The sequence below is a fragment of the Microbulbifer yueqingensis genome, from assembly GCF_900100355.1.
Taxonomy (GTDB): domain Bacteria; phylum Pseudomonadota; class Gammaproteobacteria; order Pseudomonadales; family Cellvibrionaceae; genus Microbulbifer; species Microbulbifer yueqingensis.
This window is the reverse complement of the sequence record NZ_FNFH01000008.1, coordinates 71,279-95,020: the sequence shown is the minus strand read 5'-3', so window position 1 is coordinate 95,020 and position 23,742 is coordinate 71,279. Positions and strand designations below refer to the sequence as shown.

18 protein-coding genes and 1 tRNA gene are annotated in these 23,742 nt (G+C 58.2%); 13 read left to right on the top strand and 6 right to left on the bottom strand.

The genetic code is table 11. The features are described from left to right. The first annotated feature begins 40 nt into the window (after positions 1-40). Entirely contained in the window at positions 41-691 is a 651-nt protein-coding gene (locus tag BLT26_RS15400) for a DUF3592 domain-containing protein (protein WP_175453150.1), read from the top strand. 63 nt (positions 692-754) lie between these two features. On the opposite strand, the gene rtcR is transcribed toward BLT26_RS15400, so the two are convergent. Continuing rightward, the gene (rtcR, locus tag BLT26_RS15395; RefSeq protein ID WP_091516719.1) at positions 755-2,350 is read right to left on the bottom strand and encodes an RNA repair transcriptional activator RtcR; all 1,596 of its coding nucleotides are present in this window, start codon (positions 2,348-2,350) and stop codon (positions 755-757) included. Between the two features lie 241 nt (positions 2,351-2,591). Between rtcR and BLT26_RS15390 the strand changes: the two genes are divergently transcribed. The 7 genes from BLT26_RS15390 (at position 2,592) to BLT26_RS15360 (ending at position 9,600) form a co-directional block, all read left to right on the top strand. Continuing rightward, positions 2,592-3,818, top strand: a complete 1,227-nt coding sequence (locus BLT26_RS15390) for an RtcB family protein (RefSeq protein ID WP_091516713.1) — start codon at positions 2,592-2,594, stop codon at positions 3,816-3,818. A 4-nt stretch (positions 3,819-3,822) separates the two neighbouring features. After that, the gene (gene rtcA, locus BLT26_RS15385; RefSeq protein WP_091516709.1) at positions 3,823-4,854 is read left to right on the top strand and encodes an RNA 3'-terminal phosphate cyclase; all 1,032 of its coding nucleotides are present in this window, start codon (positions 3,823-3,825) and stop codon (positions 4,852-4,854) included. A gap of 200 nt (positions 4,855-5,054) precedes the next feature. Continuing rightward, a tRNA-OTHER gene (locus BLT26_RS15380) sits at positions 5,055-5,124 on the top strand. Positions 5,125-5,501: 377 nt separating this feature from the next. Next, on the top strand, positions 5,502-6,659 hold the full coding sequence (locus BLT26_RS15375; RefSeq protein WP_091516704.1) for a slipin family protein: 1,158 nt from the start codon (positions 5,502-5,504) through the stop codon (positions 6,657-6,659). 555 nt (positions 6,660-7,214) lie between these two features. Continuing rightward, positions 7,215-7,562, top strand: coding sequence for a DUF488 domain-containing protein (locus BLT26_RS15370; protein ID WP_091516701.1), 348 nt, complete (start codon positions 7,215-7,217; stop codon positions 7,560-7,562). 115 nt (positions 7,563-7,677) lie between these two features. Beyond that, complete coding sequence (locus tag BLT26_RS15365) at positions 7,678-8,445, top strand: hypothetical protein (protein WP_091516697.1); 768 nt, start codon at positions 7,678-7,680, stop codon at positions 8,443-8,445. A gap of 498 nt (positions 8,446-8,943) precedes the next feature. Next, positions 8,944-9,600 carry a peroxiredoxin gene (locus BLT26_RS15360; RefSeq protein ID WP_091516693.1) on the top strand — a complete coding sequence of 219 codons (657 nt, stop codon included), beginning with the start codon at positions 8,944-8,946 and terminating at the stop codon, positions 9,598-9,600. 9 nt (positions 9,601-9,609) lie between these two features. On the opposite strand, the gene BLT26_RS15355 is transcribed toward BLT26_RS15360, so the two are convergent. Further along, complete coding sequence (locus BLT26_RS15355) at positions 9,610-10,056, bottom strand: GNAT family N-acetyltransferase (protein ID WP_091516690.1); 447 nt, start codon at positions 10,054-10,056, stop codon at positions 9,610-9,612. Positions 10,057-10,058: 2 nt separating this feature from the next. Here BLT26_RS15355 and BLT26_RS15350 point away from each other — a divergent pair, with 2 nt between their 5' ends. Together BLT26_RS15350 and BLT26_RS15345 are read left to right on the top strand one after the other, a co-directional pair. Further along, positions 10,059-10,655 carry a tRNA-uridine aminocarboxypropyltransferase gene (locus BLT26_RS15350; protein ID WP_091516687.1) on the top strand — a complete coding sequence of 199 codons (597 nt, stop codon included), beginning with the start codon at positions 10,059-10,061 and terminating at the stop codon, positions 10,653-10,655. 526 nt (positions 10,656-11,181) lie between these two features. After that, on the top strand, positions 11,182-12,573 hold the full coding sequence (locus BLT26_RS15345) for a sigma-54-dependent transcriptional regulator (RefSeq protein ID WP_139169626.1): 1,392 nt from the start codon (positions 11,182-11,184) through the stop codon (positions 12,571-12,573). A 208-nt stretch (positions 12,574-12,781) separates the two neighbouring features. On the opposite strand, the gene BLT26_RS15340 is transcribed toward BLT26_RS15345, so the two are convergent. The 4 genes from BLT26_RS15340 to BLT26_RS15320 form a co-directional block, all read right to left on the bottom strand. Further along, entirely contained in the window at positions 12,782-14,665 is a 1,884-nt protein-coding gene (locus tag BLT26_RS15340) for a peptidoglycan-binding protein (RefSeq protein WP_175453149.1), read from the bottom strand. A 233-nt stretch (positions 14,666-14,898) separates the two neighbouring features. Continuing rightward, entirely contained in the window at positions 14,899-16,716 is a 1,818-nt protein-coding gene (locus BLT26_RS15335; RefSeq protein WP_091516675.1) for a hypothetical protein, read from the bottom strand. 39 nt (positions 16,717-16,755) lie between these two features. Continuing rightward, positions 16,756-18,075 (bottom strand): hypothetical protein, encoded by a 1,320-nt coding sequence (locus BLT26_RS16420; RefSeq protein ID WP_139169624.1) that lies wholly within the window; start codon positions 18,073-18,075, stop codon positions 16,756-16,758. 2 nt (positions 18,076-18,077) lie between these two features. Continuing rightward, positions 18,078-18,842, bottom strand: a complete 765-nt coding sequence (locus tag BLT26_RS15320) for a hypothetical protein (RefSeq protein WP_091516666.1) — start codon at positions 18,840-18,842, stop codon at positions 18,078-18,080. 295 nt (positions 18,843-19,137) lie between these two features. Here BLT26_RS15320 and BLT26_RS16415 point away from each other — a divergent pair, with 295 nt between their 5' ends. The 3 genes from BLT26_RS16415 (at position 19,138) to BLT26_RS15305 (ending at position 23,709) form a co-directional block, all read left to right on the top strand. Further along, positions 19,138-19,410 (top strand): hypothetical protein, encoded by a 273-nt coding sequence (locus BLT26_RS16415; RefSeq protein WP_139169621.1) that lies wholly within the window; start codon positions 19,138-19,140, stop codon positions 19,408-19,410. 264 nt (positions 19,411-19,674) lie between these two features. Then, positions 19,675-21,876 carry an OsmC domain/YcaO domain-containing protein gene (locus BLT26_RS15310; RefSeq protein ID WP_091516659.1) on the top strand — a complete coding sequence of 734 codons (2,202 nt, stop codon included), beginning with the start codon at positions 19,675-19,677 and terminating at the stop codon, positions 21,874-21,876. A 600-nt stretch (positions 21,877-22,476) separates the two neighbouring features. Continuing rightward, positions 22,477-23,709 carry a hypothetical protein gene (locus BLT26_RS15305; protein ID WP_091516656.1) on the top strand — a complete coding sequence of 411 codons (1,233 nt, stop codon included), beginning with the start codon at positions 22,477-22,479 and terminating at the stop codon, positions 23,707-23,709. Positions 23,710-23,742: the final 33 nt, after the last annotated feature.

Genomic DNA, 23,742 nt, shown 5'->3' with positions numbered 1-23,742 from the left:
CGATCGAGAATACATCCGGGCGCCTAACGGGGAGCAACCTTTGTACGAGCAGAAAGGCAACTATATAAGAGAGCGACTAGATCAAGCCCAAGCCCGTCCACAGCGGAGCCTCTCTTTCGAGGAGAAGTACAGTGGCCGCATTATCTTGATAGTTCTGTTGCTGAGCGCATTGGCTGCCTTTGCCAGTACCACAGTATTCCTTGCTCCGGCACTGCTGGCATGGTGCCTACTAGGTTGCTCGGTAATCAAGGTTAACCTGCAGGGGTGGCGCCGGGCACGCGCATCCCGCTACTGGCCCCGGGCCTCTGCGCAGCTCCAGAAAGCTGAGACGTCCCTCAAGCGTTCCTCCGCTGGGGGCAACCCAAGCTATTTCTACGGCCTGGACCTTCTGTACAGCTACAGGGTGGGAGGCCGGGAATACACGGGAAGCAATTATCACTGGGAAGGCTATGGCACCCAGAGGGAGGAAAAAGCAATCGGTACTGTGGAGAAGCTACGCAGCACTGGGCCTGGCCTGATGGTGCATTACAACCCCCGCCATCCCTCCGAGTCTGTTATCTACCCAACGGTGCCGGTTCTCTACTTTATCGGGGTCATGGTCGGGCTGGCGATGAGCATTGCCAGTATCACGTTCGGGCTGCATTACTGGGGCCTGCTGGAACCCTTAATTGGTGTTGTGAGATCCATGTAGCGGCCAGTCGTGGTAGGTGACCCGCATGGATAGCGGGGCCCAATTTTCATGCCGGCCCAGCGGCTAGCACTTCAGGTCTTCAAACCTTAACCCGTGCTTGCCAAGCAGCTGCTTCACCCGGTGCGAGTCGTTATTCGACTTTTTCGCCTGCCTGCTCACGTTAAACAGCTTGCGCCCGGCCTCCGCCATGGAGCTGGAACGCCGGCACACATCGATCAGGGCGGCCAGCTTGAGCTGGTCGTAGTAATCCATCTCGGAGGTGCGGCCGCTGCCCAGGACGCTCTCCACTGCACTGCGGGCATGCTCCCCACTGTGCCCGGACGTATGCCACTTGTACTTTAGGCGGCTGATCTCTTCATCCACTACCTCCACCGTAATGCGCCCGCCATCTGCGAGAGTGGCCATACGGGTGATGCTGGCGTTCAGGTCGCGGAAGTTGGCCGCCCAGGTGGCGTCGGCTGAACGGCCGAACGCCAGGTATTTTTCCCGCGCTGCCTTATTGAAGCTCACCAGGTGCCCGGCCTTGTTGGAGAAGGATTCCAGTTCGTAGTCGACATTGGGTTCCAGGTCCTCGATGCGGTCGCGCAGGGATGGCAGTTCGTAGGTCCACAGGTCGATCCGGGCCAGCAGGTCGGCGCGGAAGCTGCCTTCCCTGGCTTTCTGGGCCAGGTCCTTGTTGGTGCCGGCAATCAGCTGGAAGTCACTGCTGGCCTCGTGGTCCGAGCCAAAGGGGATAAAGCGCTTGTCCTCGATGGCCCGCAGCAGCATGGCCTGCTCATCCAGCCCCAGCTCGCCGATCTCGTCTAAGAACAGCAGTCCCTTGTGGGCTTCCTTCAGCAGGCCGGCACGGTCGGCGGTGGCGCCGGTGAAGGCGCCTTTCTTGTGGCCGAACAGGGCAGACATGGTGTTCTCCCCTTTCAGGGTGGCGCAGTTGATGGCCACCAGCCGCCCCTCCAGCTTGCCGCGTTGCTTGCGCAGTTCGTACACCCGCTGGGCCAGCTGGGTCTTGCCGGCGCCGGTGGGGCCGGTGATCAGGATCGGTGCGTTGGAGCGGATGGAAACTTTCTCCAGCTGCTCGATCATGCGGTTGAACGGCGCGTTGTTGGTCTGGATGCCGCCCTTCAGGTAGACGGTGCCTTCCTGGTGTTCCTTCTGGAAGCGCGAGGCAATCTGGTCGTACCGGGATAGATCCAGGTCAATTACCTGGTACTGGCCGGGCGCATCGCTGTTGTGGCGGGCGGGGGAGGTCTGCAGCAGTTGGCCGGGCAGGTAGCCCGCCTCCGTCAGTAGGTACAGGCAGATCTGCGCCACGTGGGAGCCGGTGGTGATATGCGTCAGGTAGCGCTCGCGGTTGGGGCGGAACTGGTAGCCGCGGGCAAAATCCAGTAGCTGGCTGTAGACCGTCTCAAAATCCCACGGGTCCGGGAAGTTCACTTTGTGGTGAACCACCTCGGTCTCCGGCGACACCAGCGCGATGTCCTCGGTGACCTGGTTGGCCAGGCCCTGGGAGTGGTTGTCGAACAGCAGTTCCAGCCGGTCGATCAGCAGGTCTTCGTGCTGGCACATGGAAACGGTCGGCCGCCACTTGTCCCAGCGCTTATCGCCCTTGCCGCGCCGGTCCATGGTGGTGCCGAGAATACTGATAGCAACTGTTTTCATGGGTATCGAATATATTATCTGCCTATCGAAAAAGATAGATGCGTGGCGCTTCGATGATGGTGGTCGATGGCGGCGAATCAATTTACGAGGGAATTTCTGTATCTAAATCAATGGGTTAAAAGTTTTTTCGTCAGCTGGGCAAAAGTTGGCACTGTCTTGGCAATACAGGGATTACACATAAGCAAGTATGAACCTGGCAGCGGTTGAGAAAGGCCAGGAAGAAAGAAGAAGGAAAGGAAAAATGACTCAGCAAGCCTATGAAGTAATGCAGGACGGTGGTGTACCGATCAAGTCGTGGACTGTCGGCGTGCCTTTCGAAGCTGAGGCCAAGGAGCAGCTGAAGAACATCTCCCGCATGCCGTTTATCCACCAGTGGGTGGCGGCCATGCCGGACGTGCACCTGGGTAAGGGTGCCACCATCGGCAGTGTGGTGCCGACACTCGGCGCCGTGATCCCGGCGGCCGTGGGTGTGGATATCGGCTGCGGCATGATGGCGGTTCGCACCAGCCTCAAGGCGTCGCAACTGCCGGACAACCTGGCGGGTGTGCGTTCCGCTATCGAGCGGGCGGTTCCCCACGGGCGTTCCGCGCGGCTGCGCGGAAGCCGCGACAAGGGTGCGTGGGGGAACCTGCCGGACGATGTGATGCAGGCCTGGGCGCCGCTGGCGGCGCAGTTTGATGCACTGCAGGAAAAGCACCCGGTGCTGAAGAACACCAACAACATCAACCACCTGGGTACGCTCGGGACCGGTAACCACTTTATCGAGATGTGCCTGGATGAGCACGACAGCGTCTGGCTGATGCTGCATAGCGGTTCCCGCGGTGTGGGTAACCGCATCGGTACGCACTTTATCGAGATGGCGAAGAAGGACATGGAGCGCTGGCATATTCACCTGCCGGATACCGACCTGAGCTACCTGCCGGAAGGTACCGAGCACTTCGACCAGTATGTGGAGGCGGTGGAGTGGGCGCAGGACTTTGCCCGCATCAACCGCGAGGTAATGATGGCCCGCACCATCGATGCGGTGAAGGCGGCGCTGGGGATGGAGTTCGAGGCCCGTATGGAGGCAGTGAATTGCCACCATAACTATGTGTCCCGCGAGCACCACTTCGGCAAGAACGTGCTGGTTACCCGCAAGGGGGCGGTGCGTGCCCGTGAAGGCGAGATGGGGATTATCCCGGGGAGCATGGGGGCACGTTCCTTCATCGTCCGCGGGCTGGGAAATGCGGACAGCTTCTGTAGCTGCAGCCACGGCGCGGGCCGGGTCATGTCCCGCACCAAGGCCAAGAAGCTGGTGTCGCTGGAAGAGCACCTGCAGGCCACCGCCGATGTGGAATGCCGGAAGGATGCCGGCGTAATCGATGAAACCCCGGCGGCCTACAAGCCGATCGAGAAGGTGATGGCCGCCCAGAAAGACCTGGTGGAAGTGGTCTACACCCTGAAACAGGTCGTCTGCGTGAAAGGATAGGACCATGCATACCATTAATGGATCACAGGGCGAGGGCGGCGGCCAGATTTTCCGCTCCGCGCTCACTCTCTCGACCTGCCTGGGGGAGCCGGTGCGGATAAGGAATATCCGCGCCGGCCGCCGCAAGCCGGGCCTGATGCGCCAGCACCTGGTGTGCCTGCATGCGGCCCAGGCGATCTCCGGCGCGGAGGTGACGGGGGCTGAGCTGAGCTCCACCGAGGTGACCTTTAAGCCGGGAGAGGTGCGTGCGGGGGAGTATCGGTTTGCCATTGGCACCGCCGGCAGCACCAGCCTGGTGTTCCAGACCATCCTGTTGCCGTTGCTGCTGGCGGATGGGGTGAGCGAGGTCTGCCTGGAGGGCGGCACTCACAACAAGCAGGCGCCCAGCTTCGACTTTATCCAGGCTGGTTTCCTGCCGGTGATGGCGCAGATGGGTTACCGGGCCGAGGTGCAGCTGGAAAGGTTCGGCTTTTACCCCGCCGGCGGCGGCAAGTGGCGGGCACGAATCTACCCGGTGGGCGAACTGAAGCCGCTGGATCTCCTGGAGCGGGGCGCTGTGCTCAGCAAGGAGGCGCTGGTCACCTCGGCGCAGATACCGGGCCACGTCGCTGACCGGGAGTTGCGGCATATCGCGAGCAAGGGCGACTGGGTACCGGAAGAATTGCACCGCCGGCAGGTGGATTCATTCGGGCCTGGCAACATCGTCTCGCTGCGTGTGTACGCGGAGCACGTCACCGAGGTGATCGAGGTGGTGGGCGAGAAGCAGCTGTCGTCGGAACGGGTTGCCGGCCGCGCGGTGAAAGAGTTCAAGCGATATATGGAAGCCGGTGTTCCGGTTGGCGAACACCTGGCGGACCAGCTGCTGCTGCCGATGGTGCTGGGTCGGGGCGGCTGCTTCAGGACGCTGGCGCCGAGCCAGCACCTGCTGACCAATATCGAGGTGATCCGGCAGCTCACCGGGACAGAAATCAGTGTGCGCAGGGAGAGCGGGCCGGCTTGGATTGTCAATGTGCCGGACAGCATGCAAGCACGGTAGGTATTGGCAGCAGGATATGCCCAGGGATGAAAAATGGCACAGGGGATGTGCCCCCGTTAGAACACTGGTCACCTGCAATACGCTGGTGACTGTCAAAGAGTTTGGGCCAATGGCCCGGCATGCGGAGCTGGTTCACAACGCCAGCCCGGCACAGGAGCCTGTGGCTTGCTGTGTACCTGCCGGCGCAATTACCTGAACACTACTTTGTAGCTCAGAGGTAGAGCAGCCGAAGGTTTCGGCCGGTCGCAGGTTCGACTCCTGCCAGAGTAACGTCGTCGATTACACGACTTATCCGGAAAAGGCGAAAGCCTGGGGTTCAAATCCCCACAGGGTTAAGACCCTTGTTGACTACCAGAGGCCCATGGCCCCTGGGTCCTGGCGACTTGCCGTCCCCCGGGAAGGCAGCCGCTGGTGTCCGGAGGCGCCGGAAGTCCGGGCGCCGGTGGTGGGCAACCTGGCACGTGGCGCAGCCACGCCGGACTCGCCTGAAGCGAAGGCAATGCGCATTGGCGTATCCCGCTGCAGGCCGGCCGGCCGATGACTGTGTCACCTGCCTGGTTCAAGCGGCCGGCCCCCGGGCTTCCGGGTGGGCCTCACCTCTGGTTGCGCAGTCAATGCGCCGGGGAATGGATGTAAGGAAAAGCAAAATGATGATATGGAAAAGTGTAGATATTGCCGATCACGAGCGGGCGCTGCTGTTCCGCCGTAACCGTTTTGTCGGCGTGCTCGAGCCCGGCCGGCACCGCCTGCTGCACCTGGCTGGCAGGGCCACCGTCGAGATCCACGATATCAGTGGTGTGCTGTTCGAGCGCCCGAACGCCAAATTCTTCCTCAGCACCCATGCGGAAAAGCTGGCGCCGTACACAGAGACCTACGAGCTGGGTGACAAACAGGTTGGCCTGCTGTACCGCGACGGACATCTGGTGGATGTCCTCAGCCCGGGTACTTTCCTGGCGGTCTGGAAAGGCGTGGAGAAGGTGCGCGTCGATATTATCGATATCAGCGAGGAGTACACCGTGGATGAGCGGCTTGTCAGCCTGCTCGGTCGGGGCTCCGCCGCGGTACCGAAGGCGTCGGTGGAGTCCGCTCTCCTTTATGTCGAGGTGCCGAATGAACACGTGGGCCTGCTCACCGTCAACGGAACGCTGGTACGCAAACTCGAACCCGGCAGTTACGGCTTCTGGAAATACAACCGGACCATCGTTGTGCCCCTGGTGGATCTCAGGCTGCAGACCGTGGAGGTCAGTGGCCAGGAAATCCTCACCCGTGACCGGGTGAGCCTGCGCATCAACCTGAGCGCGAACTACCGGGTTCTGGATGCCGAGCGCGCTGCGCTCAAGCTGGGTAACTACGCGGAATACATCTACCGTGAACTCCAGTTGCGCCTGCGTGAGGCGGTTGGGGGCAACACCCTGGACGCGCTGCTGGAGGACAAGAACAGCCTGAACCAGGGCATCGCCACGGCTGCGCGGGAAAAGCTGGCACAGTACGGTATCGAGCTGGCGACGGTCGGCGTGAAGGACATTATCCTGCCGGGGGATATGAAGCAGATCCTCAACCAGGTGGTGGAGGCCCAGAAGGAGTCCGAGGCCAACCTGATCAAGCGCCGGGAGGAAACCCAGGCGATGCGGTCGCTGCATAACACCGCAAAGATGATGGACAACAACCCGGTACTTATGCGCCTGAAGGAGCTGGAAGCCCTGGAGCGGGTAACCGCGCGTATCGACAAGATATCTGTCTACGGTGGCCTGGAAGGCGTCCTGAATAACCTGGTCAATCTGAAGCCGCGCGAGGCAAGCTGCTAGATAGCCCGCCCAACAGGGCGGACGCCTTCGCAAACAGGTGGGAAAACATCCGCCGGTATTCACTCCCTCCCGGTGTAAAAGTAAAAAGGGCACCCACAATTAGGGTAATTGGCTGAGACTGCCACGGATCCGAGTCCCAGGTATGAGCTCCTGTATAGCTACGGGGTGGGAGGGGGAGTGCGTGGGCAGCAATTTTCACTGGAAAACTATGCAGCCAAAGAAGGAGAAGGCGATGGCTACCGTGAGACAGTTAAGCGATATTGATTCCGGCCTCAGGGCTTAATTCAAATCGCGCAACCACTCCGAATCTATTAACTACACGACCGTACCAACCCTCTACTTTGTCGGAGCGTCTCTGAGCTGTCCGTGAGCCGCCTGAGTATCTGCTTATGCCTCTACTACTGGGGGTTGGCGGGACCACTTTTATAGGAAATTGACCTGCAAAGCAGTTAAGCTTAGAAAGCTGATCTACCATGGTAAATGATCAGGGGCTTCATATATCCAGAAGTAGGATCGTTACCTCTGGTATGTCTCCCGTCGCTCGGTGCTGCAGGTATGAATATCAAGATACATCGTATTTATGATGACAACGTGCCACAGGGATATCACGCACTCGTAGACCGGTTGTGGCCACGCGGTATCTCAAAGGATGAGGCTGACCTGGACGGCCACTGGAAAAACCTGGCCCCCAGTGATGACCTGCGCAAATGGTTCGATCATGACCCCGATAAGTGGGGAGATTTCAGGAAGAAGTATCTAAGCGAGCTCAGCAAGAATAAGGAACTGGCGAAAGAGCACCTCGAAGAGGTAACCCAGAAAAACCTTGTTCTCTTGTATGGTGCGAAAGATAAGGAGCACAACCACGCCCGGGTCTTGAAAGAGTATCTGGAAAAGCTGATCTAAGGAGTGGCGCCTGACATAATAAAAACGCTCACGATAACCACCTTAGTCACGCAGCGCTGGCCGATCCTGCTGACCGCAGTTATGAAATTAATAAAAACCAGAAAAGGATAATAAGATGGAGCAGACAGGAAAACTGGAATCAGGCGAGCTTGGCTGGTCGGAGAAAGGCGTTCGGTTTACGCGTCAGCCCATATATCGGAATTTCTCGCTCATATTGCTCGGCGTAATCATAGTCAGCCTCCTGCCGCACTATTCCAAGATTTTGGACCCAGCTGAATCTGTCTCAGTGTCCTTTATCGTACATGCGATATTGTACCTGGGCTGGTATGTCCTGTTCACGGTACAGTCTAACCTGTCGGCAACAGGCAATACTGCACTTCACAAGAAACTTGGCTACTCAAGCCTGGCTCTTTTCGCACTGCTACTTTTCAGCGGGATCGAAATGCTTGTAGGGGTAATGGCGGGGTACGATAGTAGTTGGGACCAGTCGTATTTGATGTACCGTGCAACTTTTGTATGGGCTATTTTGCACACGCTCTTAAGCTTTGCTGTGTTTTACGCGCTAGGCGTGCTGTACAGGAAACGGCTGCATAGCCATAAACGTTTTATGCTAATGGCCTCGCTGAGCATGATTTCGGCCTCTGTCACACGTGTGGCTTATTTGCCAGTCGTTCCCGTTGACGGTATGGCTGTGACCCTATTGTCGACCTATGTCCTCCTGGTAGCCCCAATGATCATGGACCGGATGAAATTCAATGGTGTACATCCGGTATTGAAGTGGAGCGTCCCTATTTACGTCGTTACCCAAATTGCCTTTATTGCGATTATTCCTGCCACGAATTTGGGCCAAACGCTGGCGTTCCCGGCGCTCTGGATGTCATGAAGCTGGTTGGAGCCACCGGAATAAAAGTGGCTCCACCCGAGCAGGCTTTGAAGCGCTCGCCCTCAGGAAGCCCCTGTGGCGCGGGCTTGCCGAGCTGTTCTCTCCCGGTGTGTCCACATAGCTTGTCGCGCTGTTTATCTTCCCGCAGCCCGAGCCCCCTTCAGGCCATTAGCTCCAGCCAAACGTCAGGCGTGGCGTCCTCCATAGCTGGTTGGCCACCGGGATCTTGTCTACCTTGATTCTCTCTGGCTATTTTTAGTCACGAATTTTTGCGAGCGACGACCAGGTCCGCTGTGGATTGTCTTTCCTGTAGATTCTGGTGACTGATCCTGCAGGTTTCCACGCCCCGGTGCGCGCAGGGCCCGGCTTGCAGGTACTATGCCTTGCGTCGCTTCCAAATCATTTGGCCGCAACATGCTCCCTGATCCTATGACCATGTCTGGCTTCGGGGGCAATGGCCCTGAATTCACGTTGGGTTTCAACTGAGGACTAGTGTCTATGGCTATACGTATAAACGATACCGCGCCAGATTTTACCGCGGATTCTACCGCCGGCGAGCTGAAGTTCCATGAATGGATTGGCGACAATTATGCTATCCTGTTTTCACATCCGAAGGATTTTACGCCGGTATGTACGACCGAGTTCGGGGCCGCCGCAAAGCTGTCCGATGAATTCACCAAGCGCAACACCAAGCTGATTGGCGTATCTGTAGATAGTGTCGATGATCACGTGAAGTGGAAGCAGGATATCGAAACCTTTGCCGGGGCGCCTGCCGATTTCCCCATCATCGATGATTCCTCGCTCGAGGTATCCAAGCTCTACGACATGTTGCCAGCTGATGCCTACCTGCCCGATGGCCGCACAGCGGCCGACACTGCAACCGTGCGTACGGTATTCATCATAGGTCCAGACAAGAAGGTACGGCTGACCATGTCATATCCCATGTCGGTGGGGCGCAACTTCGGCGAGATCCTGCGTGCCCTGGATGCCGTCCAGGCTACGGATGGTGTGCCGATTGCGACACCCGCAGACTGGGAGCCGGGGCAGAATGTGATTGTGGCGCTGACCCTGGACGACGAACAGGCCAGGGAAAAGTTCGGTACATTCCACGCCAAGATTCCTTACCTGCGCTTTATTGAAGAACCGAATAAGTAAGAACGTCAGTCAGGAATCTGCCGGGGCGTGATAGCGCATCACCAGGATATCGCGCCCCTGCTTCTGGTAGGTGGAGTATCGATCGACGATCGAGCTTGGCTGCCCACCCGGCCTTTCCTCTGCAAAACCCAGGGACCTGTAAAACAGAACCAGGTGGCGGTAGGGGAAGGTAAATGTAAGCTCTCCAAAAGCCTCGCTCATGCTGTTTAGCAGCAAGCGAGCGACCCCCTGTCCCTGGTAGTCCGGCGCCACCGCCACCCCGGTGAGCAACTGCGCGCCGGTCAGCTGACGCAGGCATCCGCAGGCGATGATCTGCTGGTGGCTGTTCCTGATCACCATGCAGGGATCATGGCGCCGCGCTTTGCCGCGAAATTTGTAGGTGCGGTAGAATTTGCTGGCCAGTGGGATCTCTGCATCGGAGAGCCAGTGGGCCGTAAACTCGGGATTCTCACTCATCTATGCCGCGCCAGATCTGCCCCACCTGCCAACGCCCGCTGAACGTCTGTTACTGCAGCGCGCTGGTCCATATTCCCAACCGAATCAAGGTGCTGATCATACAGCACCCGTTGGAAGAGAAGCACCCGTTCAACACTGGCCGCATGGCGCACCTGTGCCTGGAGAACAGCGAGCTGGTGGTGGCGGAAACGCTGACCGGTACCGGGCTGGCGCGACTGCTTGCGCCCCGTTCGGCGCTGCTCTATCCCAACCTGGACTGGCTTCCCGCTGTAGAGCAGGTGGGCAAGGGCGGGATGATGGCCAGCGGCCCCCTGGAGCAGCTGGTTGTGATCGACGCTAACTGGCGCAAGTCGAAGAAGATGCTCCACCTGCACCCGGCGCTGCAGCAACTGCCGCGGGTAAGCCTGGAGGGGGACCTGCAGTCCAACTACCGGGTGCGCCGCTCCTCGCTGCCCAACAGTCTGTCGACGGTGGAGAGTATCGCGATGGCAATGGAGCTACTCGAGCCGGATCAGGATCTCCGGTCCATGCTCGAGCCGTTCCAGAAGATGATCTCCCTGCAACAAGCCGGCGCCGGGCAGGGAGGCGGGCGGGAGTGACTCCCGCGAGCGGGTGTCGTCACTCTGTGCCGGGGCCTGTCCGGCTGGTTGCGAACTAGGCAAGCGAGCCAGCGAGAACGCGCACTTCCTCTTATTCGGCTAGTTCGACAAGTCGTTGATCTGAAAGCCAGCTAAACCTTGTCGCTTCTTTTCTGCCTCGATCCTGGTGACCACAGATTTCATCTGTTTCATCTAAACTGTATCTGCTGGGAAATGAGCTTGTGTAATGAATTGGCGGACTCTCAATTGTCGGTAATAGCTTCCTTTGGGCAAAATGGGCCGGTTACTTGTCTGTGCTTTAGTGCGCACTGTCGTACTGGGGATTGTTGTAACAAGGTGTAATAATTGATCCGTCGTCTATGCTGCCCTTCGTCAGTTAGACCAACATACACGAATTCAATTCCGCTATTATCTCTCCCACTTAAGCATCCAATAGTCCATTGAGCCAAGCCCAGATCGCGCCATCGAGGAGGGGATTTGCGGCTTTCGACGGGCATGCTTGGCGTTAAAAGCCGAGGGTCGAATAGTGGGTCACATCATCAGCGAACGCAAGATGGGAGAGCGGCGGGTTTGGCTCCAATGCACAGCGGAATTCCCCGCGGAAGCACGCGACATATTGATTGGGCAGTTAGCGCACGAGGATATTGCTGTGACCAGGGCCGCCGGAGACTACCGGGGCCCGGGCGTTTTATTGTTCGAGAAGCCGTGTGCTGACGTTCACAACTTTCTACACGAGGTCAAGCGACAGCGAGGCTCACAGACTTTAGCGGTGGCAGCTAGTGCCAGCACCATTGCCGGTGAGAATTCCTGGGCACTGCTGCGCGCCGGCGCCCGCGATATTCTGGCTTGGGACAGCTGTGCGGAGCCCGCCAACTCAATAGTGTCGCGACTACAGCGTTGGCTTGAAATCGACACGTCACTGAATACACCCATAGTAAGAGCGCGGCTGCGCGGGCAAAGCCCCGCCCTGCGGAGAGTGCTTTATGCAGCGACAGAGGTTGCCCGGTTCAGGCGAAGTGCGGTGTTAGTGACGGGCGAAACCGGCACGGGCAAAGAGCTGCTGGCGCGGATGATCCATGATTTGGGTGAAAATTCCGAAGCGTGTCCTTTCGTCGTGTGCGATTGTACGACTATTGTCCCGGAGCTCTCGGGGAGTGAGTTTTTTGGTCACGAGCGGGGTGCCTTCACAGGTGCCGTTCGCGCCCGCGATGGTGCCTTCGCTGAAGCCGATGGAGGCACCCTGTTCCTGGATGAAGTTGGTGAACTTCCGCTGCGCCTACAAGCGGAGCTTTTGCGTGTGATACAGGAGGGCACCTATAAGCGAGTTGGCAGCAACCAGTGGCTGCACACCTGCTTCCGCCTGATCTGTGCCACTCATCGCGATCTCGAGGCAGATATAGCTGGCGGGCGTTTCCGGGAGGATCTCTACTATCGTATCGCCGGATGCGTGCTACGGATGCCTTCACTGGCAGAGCGTCGTGAAGATATACCCCACTTGGCGCAGGCGTTTATCGAAGAGCTGATGGAGGAAGGGGTAACACCAGTGCTTGACGCGTCTGTACGCGACTACCTGTTGCAGCGCAGCTACCCCGGCAATGTCCGCGAATTGCGCCAGCTGCTACTACATGTCGGTCAGCGCTATGTACCGCCGGGGCCGATTACCCTGGGTTGCTTGCCGGAGGCGGAAGTCAACGCTGCTATCGAGCACATGCCTACTTGGCCTGATAACGCTTGGGAGCAAGCAATCCGAACGGCACTGGCCAGAGGTAACGGGATCGCCGAGCTGCGCAGTGCTGTGGCCGACACTGCTTACCGCATAGTGCTGATAGAGGAGAATGGTGACACCGCTCGCTCGGCGCATCGATTGCGAGTATCACAACGTGCTGTGCAGCAATATCTGCAGGCCGCCGGAGCTTAATTTGGGGGGCTAATTAAACTTGGCTGATTTTAATTTCATGGAACTAGGAAAAATAGCCTGATAGTGGGCGTGATGATACTCGCAGCGTTTATCAGGTATATATGCAGACTTCTAGATCGCCAGACTTGGTAGTCTCCACCGCTCGTTAGCCCATACTTAGTGGCCATATCCAATCCAGACTACCAAGCCCGACGAAAGAAGCAACTAATTATCTGGGGAGCCATAGTATCGCGCCAAGCCGTTTCATTAATATTAGAGGGTCAAATGCCGGTAGTGGAGGAAGCTCCATATTCAGGAATTCGTCGCTTAAGCCAATCGCCCGAAGCTGTCGTGTATATTTGGGAATCCTCTTGTTGGTGAATTCAACGTCGCTCATCTTTGATGGGGACGCAAAGCCGATTCTTAATGTGAGTACAGTAGGGTTTCTTTTGTACGAAAATCGACGCTGGAGACTATAAATATAGCCCATTGCCATGACCACAGAGGTCGGCCCATCGAAGATCGACCAAGGATGTAAGCAAGTAATTTCTGTATTTCTGAAAACTGCCAGGCCACTTGAAGGAAGAAAACCAAACCATCCTCCGGATCCGAAGGTGTAGTTTACTTCGGGCCAACATCCGCCAAGCGATCTTTGATTTCTACGATATCCCTTCGCCGCGGCATTGGCCTCTCGGATCTGACTGCCCTTTAGAGATGGCCTTCCACGGTCAACCCACTTTTGGTATGTCTTCGTCCATGGAGGGAATTGCCCTGGGATCCCTAGCCCTGTCAGGTTATTTCCTCTTGATTCACCGTAAGCCAGGAACGTCAAGAAGTCCTGATAAGCCTTTGTAAGCCCAGCTTTGTAGGCAATAAACCGAATGTCCGCAAGGCTTCTTTGCACAGGTCCGGTGACCAGGCTTGGAGTAGTGCCATCCGTTGCGATTGGTTTTAATGGCGCGGCTGCTGATGCTGGTTGCTGGAACACTGAGCCGTTGAGTTTCGCGAGGGTCTTCCCACTTGGGTCGACTCTGCCGTCGGGATTGATCATACCAACAAAGACGCGTTGGAAAGCCTTAATAGCAGCGATGACCTTCGGACCAACAACGCCGTCGACCGATAAAGGGCCAATGCCGGGAAGCCAGCCTGCAATGATAAAAATATTTAGTAGTTGCTGGACAGAGCGGACGTCGTCTTCTCGATTGATGCCATTATTTCCGACTGACCCCGACAGCCTCCGCACAATTAACGCGGGGAATTCCAGCTGTTGAATCTGGTCAGTTGAGTTAGGGGAATCGGCGAGAAACGCTTCGATCTCCGGGAGAAGTGCAAGATTTTGATCTTTGCCGATCAATTCGTTCTTTATGCCAGAGGCCTCCCGGTCCCGCGCCGCTGCCCGCTGTAATAAATCGGTAGGATCGAGTAGTTCGGCTGGCGGGGACTTTCCTGCATACCACCGTTTGCGTGGCCTACTTGTTATGTCTGTTCGGTAGGCCTCCAGATGAAGCATGCTGCTTCCTCCGGACATGCGCCCGACCCTACCAACTGGGTCTCCTGCCTTTACGTACTTTCCCTTTGATAAACCCATTTTCTGGGCAGAGCGATGTTCGATTTCACCGTAGAGAATAACGCCCCCTTCGCCACGTATGAGAACTCTGTCGGTCCCATGGTAAAAATGCCGAGGATTATCGACTACTACGCCATCTGCTATGGCGACAACTAGATCTTTGTGATAACCATAGAGATCAACACCTTGGTGTCTTCTACCATTATCCCGACGCGCACCAAACCCTCTGCTTCTCCACTTGCTACGAATATCTTGTGGGGCTATTTTCAGACGTTTAGGGTGTGTAGTTTGGACAGGCCAAATCGGCTTCTGGACACCCCGGAAATAGGGAACACCGGTCGGGCCGAGAGGTGTCGATGATGGAACCGTAGGTTGTCTCGGTGGTCCCGGAAATATGGTGTTCGGCAAGGCCGATCCACCAAGCACTTTTAGTGTCTTTCCGCCTGGGTCGATTCTGCCGTCAGGATTGGTCATACCAACGGCGAGGCGCTGAAAAGCTTTAATTGCTTTGACCGTGTTCGAGCCCGCGATGCCATCAATATTCAAGCGCCGAAATCCAGGGAGCTTGCCCGCAACAATGAATGTATTCAGTAGTAGCTGAACATACCGGACGTCCTTCTTGCGATTAGTACCTCTCCTTCCGACTGATCCCGACAAGCGGCTATGTCTCCTCGGAGGCAACTTGGGCTGTGGCGGTAGTTCTCGAATTTCTTTTCGATCGACGAGCAGAGTTTCAAGCTGTGGAATGAGTCGAGTCCGATCGGCCTTTGAGAGGTATCTCATGACTGGGACCCTCTCTGAAGTAGCTCACTGGGCTGCGTCGTATTAATGCGTGCCGGCTGCTGTGGCTTCGCAGCCAGGTCCACTCCAGTCACGGTTCTATAGGCTTCGATGTAGCCCTGGATTTCGGCGCGCCAGTAAGTCAGCCAGTTTTCCGCTTGCGCGGGGTGGTTGACGCTAGCCCAATTGCCATACCTGATCGACAGCAGGATCATCTCGCCATAATTGGCAAGGCGCGCGAAGTAGGTGGCAGAAGCGTCGGACCAGCCCATCAACTTATGCATGGCGTCCACCTGCCCCATCCAGGGCTCGGCATACGGGACCATGGCCCGGGACTGAAGGAATTCTCGCATCGGTTGCTGGGCCATCAGCCACTGCGCCAGCATCATCTCTGCGCGAGCCGTTGATGGCAGGTCGCCAAACTGATTGTGTGCTCCCTCGGCGAGCAGCAGGTGGACTGCGCGAATTTTCTCAAGTATTGGGAAAGGATCGGGATTGACCATCGTGTTCTGTTTGTCGTGGTAGAACACAGAAGCTGCGTGGAGCAGCGCGTGGAATGACTCCAGGAAGCGGGCCCGACGCTCGACCGGCTGCAGATCGCCCACCGCCTTGCCCTGTATGGTGAGGCCATATTCATGCTCGTACTCGTAAGCGCGGCGGGCGACGGTCAGGCGCTGGTTGGTATCCTGGATATAGCCCCACAAGAGGTTATTCAGTGGGCGCAACGGGTCAAGGGCAAGGTTTGCGAGGGGATCCGCTTCACCCACGGGGCGGACACGACGATTCTGGAAGCGCAGCGTGATGGCATTGATCGTCTGCATCAGTCCGCCCTGTTCCTGCCAGTACGACCAGATGAGCTCAAACAGGCAGGGCTGGCCGCGGAGGCTGTCATTGCAGTAGGGGTAGGCGTCAGGCTTTAAATTGAGTAGATCGAGGTTGCCAAGAATTTTTCGTAGGTAGGGTAGTGTCTGGGGACTAGCGTTTGTCTTCAGGTAGGCCTTCAAGCGCTGCTGCATCTGTTGTCGCGAAGCGCTGTAGCCCAGACGTAAGCGCTCCTCATCAGCGTCGAACTTTTTCTGCTTGATTTCCGTCAAGCTGTCGCAGCACGCATGACAGAGCAGGAAGGCTTCTGTTGCTGCCTTTAGCAGCTGATAGCCATTGACACCGTGCCGATACGCGCAGGGTTCGCGGGGCAGCGCATCTAGCTCATTGTGGTTGGGTCTGCGGCTTTTACCGCACATGATCTCATCGATGAATTCTTTGTAGTCTTCTGTGAAGCGCCGGCCCTCAAGGCACTCGCGCAGCTTGACCCACAGGCCCTGGTCCGCACTAGGCTCAGGATTGCGAGAGGTGACCGTTATGCCATCTTTGAGGATCTGGTCCGCTAGCACCGCTTGAGCGGAAGCTTGAACAGTGATCTTCACTTCATCATATAGATCCGAGATGTCTTCTTCTTTGGTGCGTGATTTGCTTTCTTTCCGGGCCCTAGCAGTCGTTTTGTCGTTTGCGGTACCGCCATTTTTATTTTTTTCATTGGAGCCCTTCACTGAGGCCTTTATAGTATAGCTGCCGAGAAGCATATTTTCCGTGTCTAGGAATACCTCTGCGTCATCTGATGAACTGCCTACCTTAAAGACATCGCCCTTGAGCTGAGCGAGATCCGGACCTGCGGTGAGCTCCCAATAAAAGGTATAATCATCGGTGTAATCCACCTCATTAGGCCCTAACACAGAGGCTGTGAGTTTAACCGGGTTGCCCTTGTAGACAAGCTCAGGATCTGCCACAAGCTTCAGTTTCAGTTCGCTATCGTTTGTCATGTCCGTTCTCCAGTAATAATCAGTGGTAATTGTCGGGCCTCACCGCGTTCTGACTGGTCGGAGAGGGGGCTGGCAATGGCAGATGGCGTTATCCGTCTTCTGTGCAATTACCCGCTTCAGGGCCCAGTGGCGTAGTAGTTGGCGAAGTAAGCGGCTCTCGGTAGTGGGCGCAAGGCGCTTGTCGGCTGCAGCCTGGCCAATAGTGGCCATCGCTAGGGTTGGACTGATGTTGCACAATTGCGAAATGTCGCCACCGCAAGACCTGAATAGCTGGCGCAGTCGGGTGGGCGAGCGTGCCGAAGCGGGAAGGGCTTCACGCAGAGAGCGCCAGTGCAGCCTGGTTGAGCGATGCTCCAGCAGCAGCTGCACGAACTCGGGCAGGGTCTCCAGAAGTAGTTCCAGCAGCCGCCGGCGAGAATGGCTCTGGGATTGGGGAGGATAAAAGCCTACCCAGAGCTGTTCGAGATGGTCCCACTGCGGATCACGAAAGAGCTGGCGGCCCATTTCACAACTCAGCATTACCCTGAGCCAGGGAAAGGGATGCGGATCGTCGAGTCGCATGCGGAAGACGAAGTACCCGGGCAGGCTGACCACGCCGATCAAGCCCGTAGTGGCTGAGATCCCGAGAGTTCCCAGGGCCCAGAGATCCGCCACAATCTCCGAGATCCAGCGCTCCCAGAGTCGCCAGGCCGGTAGGTGACCACTTGCCCGGGCAGCGTGGTGCCGCAGTGCGCCTCGCAGGCTGGTGATCAGGTCCAGCATCGCTGCTGCCTGATGGCCCACTTCGTGAAGCAAAGAGGCTCCAATGCCACTCCCGACCATGCGTTCGCGGGGCACGCGAATCACGGCTACGGGGTTAGTGCCACGTCCGGGGAGGCGTGTGCGCGCCCGGCGAATCGCTGCACCGTGACCGCGGTCGAGGTACGTTACTACGGGAGGGGGTGCTGCCAGCACTCCCGGTCGATGGAGGCCGTCACTGGCCGCCGCATCCAGTCCCCCCAGCCACAGTCCCGTCTCGTGCTCGCTGCGCTGGTTAAGCACGTCGGCAAAGATGTCCAGCGAATCGAGTTCTGCATTGAATCGCATTTTCAGAAGCGCGAAGCGTCGTTGTCGCTGATTGGGTGCGGCATTGCGCCCGTCGGCCCCCTCGAGCCATGCCAGGAAATCCAATACCTCTACTCGCAGTTCGCGTCGCTCCCGGATCAAATGGGCCTCGATTGCTGCCATGGCGGCAGGCGCCAGGGTTGCTGCCGGCGCGGCAGGTGTCCGGAGTGACAGCGGCTCTAGCTGGCCCAGCCGTGCCAGCAGCGCCCTTGCCTCCCAGGCGAGGAAGCGTATTGATGTATCAAGAGATGACACAGTTAAACGCCACTCAGGATGATCCGGTCGCCGCGGCGTATCCAGCTCCCGCTCAAAGCCGAGCCTCTACGTAGCTGCGAATTACGTTGCAGCAGGCCTGGCGCGTGTCGTTTTGCTGCCGCTACCACGCCGCGTCGCAGGGCCTCATCAGACGAGGTGCCCCGCTCGTTGTCCTCTACAGCGGCATTGGTGGCGCCGGCCGTAAAACGTACGACCTGGCGCGCCAGTTCAAAATCCTGGTCTTCGGGGCTCAGCCCTTCGATTTCCAGGCCGAGGGCACGTCCAGCGGCTGCCGCCGTTGGCCCTCCAACGGCACCACCGACAGGGCCACCGAAGTAGGTGCCCACCGCCTTTCCTGCCAGGGGTAGCGCTCGCCTGGCCACGCCCCTTGCAAGCTTTCTCAACCGTCGCCCAGCCCGACTACGCATGAAACGCCGCCCGCGCCTGCCAATCTTGCGAATACCTCGTGATGCGCGCTTGATCAGCTTGCCGAGGAACTGATCCAGCTCCTCGTCGCCGGAGACATCGAGCAGCTCCATGGTGAAATCTATCTCCTCCTCCTCAGTCAGGGGTGAGTCAGCCTCTTCTCCATACTCATCAAACTCATTTCCATATCCGTCGTCGTCGTCGTCTTCATTCTCGTCTCCGAATGCTTCGGACTCTCCGGCCTCATAGCCCTCGTCAGTATCTACTCCATCGGCGAACGGTGTTTCCCATGTTCCTTCCGCCTCGAGATCGTCCAGCGCGCGGTCGATGTCGTGGTTCATGATGTGTTCCTCTGAAAATCTTGCTGGTATTCGGCTCCGCTGAGCGCCGTGCACACCTGAACTTTGCAAGTGGTGGGCCAACAGTACTGCTGGCAGTCATATAGCGAACCCTTGAAAAAGCTCGCGACAATGACAGCGAAGGGGGCTTCGCTGCTGCCGCTCAAATTAAGGAGATAACGAAAGAGTCTTCGCGATAGTCGGGGCAGGGAGTTGAAAGGGGAAAAATTAAAGGCACTCAAAATGACGGGGCTGTTATATCGCCGGTATTTTGTCACCGAGGCGGGAGATATCCATCGTGGATCTAGCTGTTGGCGCAGAAAATCATAAAGTGAGAGGTTTGGGCGAAACAGAAAGCAAATATCATGAAAAATTAATGAATCTCAATTCCGGAAGCTCAGAAAATGGCGCCGATGATGTGCCTCAGGCGACGGAAAAAATATCTGATTTTCCACTCTGCGAATACTTTAATCTTTTGCAGCTGCAAGGCAGCACAGCATTCTCCCGAGGAAAGTTGGCAGCCTGTTATCGAGTTAGCCCATATTCACATCGAAGCGGGCAGGGAGAGTGAAGCCCTGAAACCCAAATGGCAGGTGAGAAATTACGATGAAGCCGCCAGGCGCTCAGAAGGCCTATGAAACCTCCGCCAAAGGGCCCGATTGGGCGAGCCGGTGGTTTGGCACGGCCCCTGACTTCCTGGTGCCGTGCAGTCACCTGGGGAGAGGCCGACACTGACCGTCTGGTTACAAATCAGGCAGACGGGCCGGGGCAAAAACTGGATAATGCGCGCCTCAGCCCTATGGCTCGCCACATTTCCCAAGCCCGGTAGTCCCCCATGGAAATCAATGTCAACTTTCTCGATAACCTTCGACTGGAAGCCAAGTTCGATGACTTTACCGTCATCACCGACCAGCCCATCCGCTATAAGGGCGACGGCTCGGCACCCAGCCCGTTCGACTACTTCCTGGCTTCCTCGGCGCTGTGTGCGGCCTATTTTGTTCGCGTGTACTGCCTGGCACGCGATATCCCGACCCACAATATCCGCCTGTCGCAGAACAATATTGTCGACCCGGAGAACCGCTACAACCAGATCTTCAAGATCCAGGTGGAGCTGCCGGAGGATATCTCCGAGAAGGACCGCCAGGGCATCCTGCGCTCCATCGACCGCTGCACGGTCAAGAAGGTTGTGCAGACCGGGCCAGAGTTCCAGATCGAGACGGTGGACAACCTGGCCGAGGACGCCCAGGCGCTACTTATGGTGGAGCCGGATGCGGAGCACCGCACCTTCATCGAGGGCAAGGACCTGCCGCTGGAGCAGACCATCGCCAACATGACGAAGATCCTGGCGGACCTGGGCATGAAGATCGAGATCGCCTCATGGCGCAATATCGTGCCCCACGTGTGGTCGCTGCATATCCGCGACGCGGCAAGCCCCATGTGCTTCACCAACGGCAAGGGCGCCACCAAGGAGGCGGCACTGTGTTCGGCGCTGGGCGAGTTTATCGAGCGCCTGAACTGCAACTTCTTCTACAACGACCAGTTCTTCGGCGAGGAAATCGCCAACGCCGGCTTCGTCCATTACCCGGACGAGAAGTGGTTCCAGCCCGGCCCAGGCGACGAACTGCCCGAGGGCATCCTGGACGACTACTGCCTGGCCATCTACAACCCGGAGGGCGAGCTGGGCGGCTCCAACCTGGTGGACACTAACTCCGGCCGCATCGATCGCGGTATCTGCTCGCTGCCGTTTGTGCGCCGCTCCGACGGCGAGGTGGTGTACTTCCCCTCCAACCTGATCGAGAACCTGTTCCTCAGCAACGGCATGAGTGCCGGCAACACCCTGGCCGAGGCGCAGGTGCAGTGCCTGTCGGAGATCTTCGAGCGGGCGGTGAAGAAAGAGATCATCGAGCGCGAAATCGCCCTGCCGGACGTGCCTGCCGGGGTGCTGGCCAAATACCCGGATATTGTCGAGGCCATCGAGGCGCTGGAGAAGCAGGGCTTCCCGGTGCTGGTAAAGGACGCCTCCCTGGGCGGGCGCTTCCCGGTGATGTGCGTGACCCTGATGAACCCGCGCACCGGCGGCGTGTTCGCGTCCTTCGGCGCCCACCCCAGCTTCCACGTGGCGCTGGAGCGCAGCCTCACCGAGCTGATGCAGGGCCGCAGCTTCGAGGGCCTGAACGACGTGCCGCCGCCCACCTTCAGCACCGAGGCGGTGACCGAGCCCAACAACTTCGTGGAGCATTTCATTGATTCCACCGGCGTGGTGTCCTGGCGCTTCTTCAGTGCAAAGTCTGAGTACGAGTTCGTGGAGTGGGATTTCTCCGGCGATCACCACGACACCAACCAGACCGAGGCCGAGCGCCTGTTCGCTATCCTCGAGGACATGGGCAAGGAGGTGTACATGGCCGTGTACGAAGACCTGGGCGCGCCGGCCTGCCGTATCCTGGTGCCCGGCTACTCCGAGGTCTACCCGGTGGAAGACCTGGTGTGGGACAACACCAACAAGGCGCTGGACTACCGCGAGGATATCCTCAACCTGCACACGCTGGACGATGACCAGCTGGAAGACCTGGTGGAGCGTTTAGAGGAAAGCCAGATCGACAACTACGAGACCATCGTCACCCTGATCGGGGTCGAGTTCGACGAGAACACCGTGTGGGGCCAGCTCACCGTGCTGGAACTGAAACTCCTAATCTACCTCGCCCTGCAGCGCCATGAAGAAGCGCTGGAGCACGTGGAAATGTTCCTGCAGTACAACGACAACACCGTCGAGCGCGGGCTCTTCTACCAGGCCGTGAACGCCGTGCTGGAAATAGTGCTGGACGACGAGCTGGAACTGGACGACTTCCTCCCCAATCTCAAGCGCATGTTCGGCGAGGAGACCACGGAAGCGGTGGTGGGTTCAGTAACCGGCACCGTCCGTTTCCACGGCCTCACGCGCACCAATATGCAGCTGGAGGGCCTTGACAAGCACCTGCGGTTGATCGAGAGCTATAAAAAGCTGCATGCCGCGCGAGCGGCCAGTGCCGGGTTGAGCTGACTCGCGCGGCGGCGATCGCAGGCCACTGGCCACGCCGCTCGACCTTTCCCCCCACCCGGGAGCCTGCAAGCTGCAGGTTATCCCGGGTTTTCCCATCTTTGGCTTCTGGTGTTATTTCTTGGGTAAAAATTGGCGCCGCAAAGCGCCAGGCCTGTCCATTGGCGCACACAGGCCCCTGCGCGGGCAGCTACGCTGCTTCAAGTACGCCGCTGCCAAGAACACAGGCGGGCGCAGGATACAACTCATAGAGCCAAGTGCGCCTGGAGACGAAAGGCTCTGCCAGGAAAAACCTACTGGCCTGGAAATAACGTCATCGTTGAACGAGACGTTGCTAACAGGCGCCCAGCATGACCTCGCAAACTGACCAGATGTCGCTGAGTCAGAAGCTTTTACTGCGAAGCCAGGTCGGCTGGCGGTAAAGCTGTCGCCCGACCGGGAGCTCTATCCATATCCCTGCGCCAGCCTGAATCGAATCGGGAGCTAAACTGCATGCGTGTTCTCGATGAAGAAACCTGCCGCACCCGGGCACCTGTTGTGCGGAGGGCGGCACCTTGACTGCACCGACAGGCTCCACACTCACCAAGAAAGCTGGATAGTAAAATGGTCACTCACGAAGAACCCGTCACGATTGCAAACCCGGTATATCGCTCCCGCATTAGCTGGGGCGCCGTCATCGCAGCCGTGTTTGCGATACTTGCGATTTCTTTCCTGCTTCTCCTGCTCGGCAGCGCGATTGGCTTCAGTGTCGTCGATGTGACGGACCTCGGTGCCATCGGGGAGGGGCTGGGCGTCGGCACGGTTATCTGGGTCGTGGCAACCATGCTTGTCGTGTACTTTATCGGCGGCTTCCTGGCCGCGCGTATGTCCGGCCGTCGCACCCGGAGCGCGGGAATGATGCATGGTGTTGTCGTCTGGGCCGTGGCGCTCATAATCAGTTTAATCATTGACGGCATGTTGCTCAGTGGCGCAGCCCGGGGTGGTGCCGCTGCCGCGGAAGGGATAGCGACCACTACCATGAGCCTCGGCGGTAAAGTGGTTCGTGGCGCCGGGATGACGGTGGACGGTCTCACAGAGTTGGCCTCCTCCCGCTATACAGATGAAATTCGCGCTGAGCTGAAGACGGCAGCGGCCGACACACTCGCGGATGTTGAGCCTGCCGGGGGCGCAAGCGTTACCGAGGCCGAGATCCGTACCGCCATCGAAAAACTCGATCCGCAGACGCTGCAGCGTGTGGCAGAGCACCTGGTCGCCGGGAATGTCGACCAGGCGCGGGCGACACTGTTGCGGGAGATCAACCTGTCGCGCCGGGAAGCCGATGAGCTGTTGGCAGGCGTAAGGAACCGACTCGACGAAACCCTCGAGGAGAGCGAGGCCGTTGAGGAAGCCAGGGCAATGGTGGAAGACCGGCTGGACACAATGACAGCAAACCTTGCCCAGGCCGCAGGACCGAAGGTCAGCCGCGCGGAGCTTCGCAAGACGCTCAGCCAGCTCGATGCGGAACTCGCCGCCAAGATTGGGCGGCATCTGCTGACCGGGGACGTCGAGAGGGCGCGACAGGCCCTGACCGCCAATACCGAACTCAATCCGCAGGAAGTTGAGGCTATCGTTTCCAGGGTGGAGTCTCGCCTTGCCGCCGAAAGGAAAGATCTCGTCCAGGCCTTCAAACAGGACGTCGAGGCAATCTCTGACTACATCGTGGCGATGCTGTGGCTGTTTTTTGTGGCCTACGCTCTGAGCCTGGTGGTGGCAGTTATTGGCGGGCGCGTCGGCGCTGACGATGATGATACCGCGGCGGAATATGCGGCTGCCCACTCCCGGAGGACAGCGCCCTGACGCCCGGTCTGTCAGGCGAAGTCCATGAGCGGC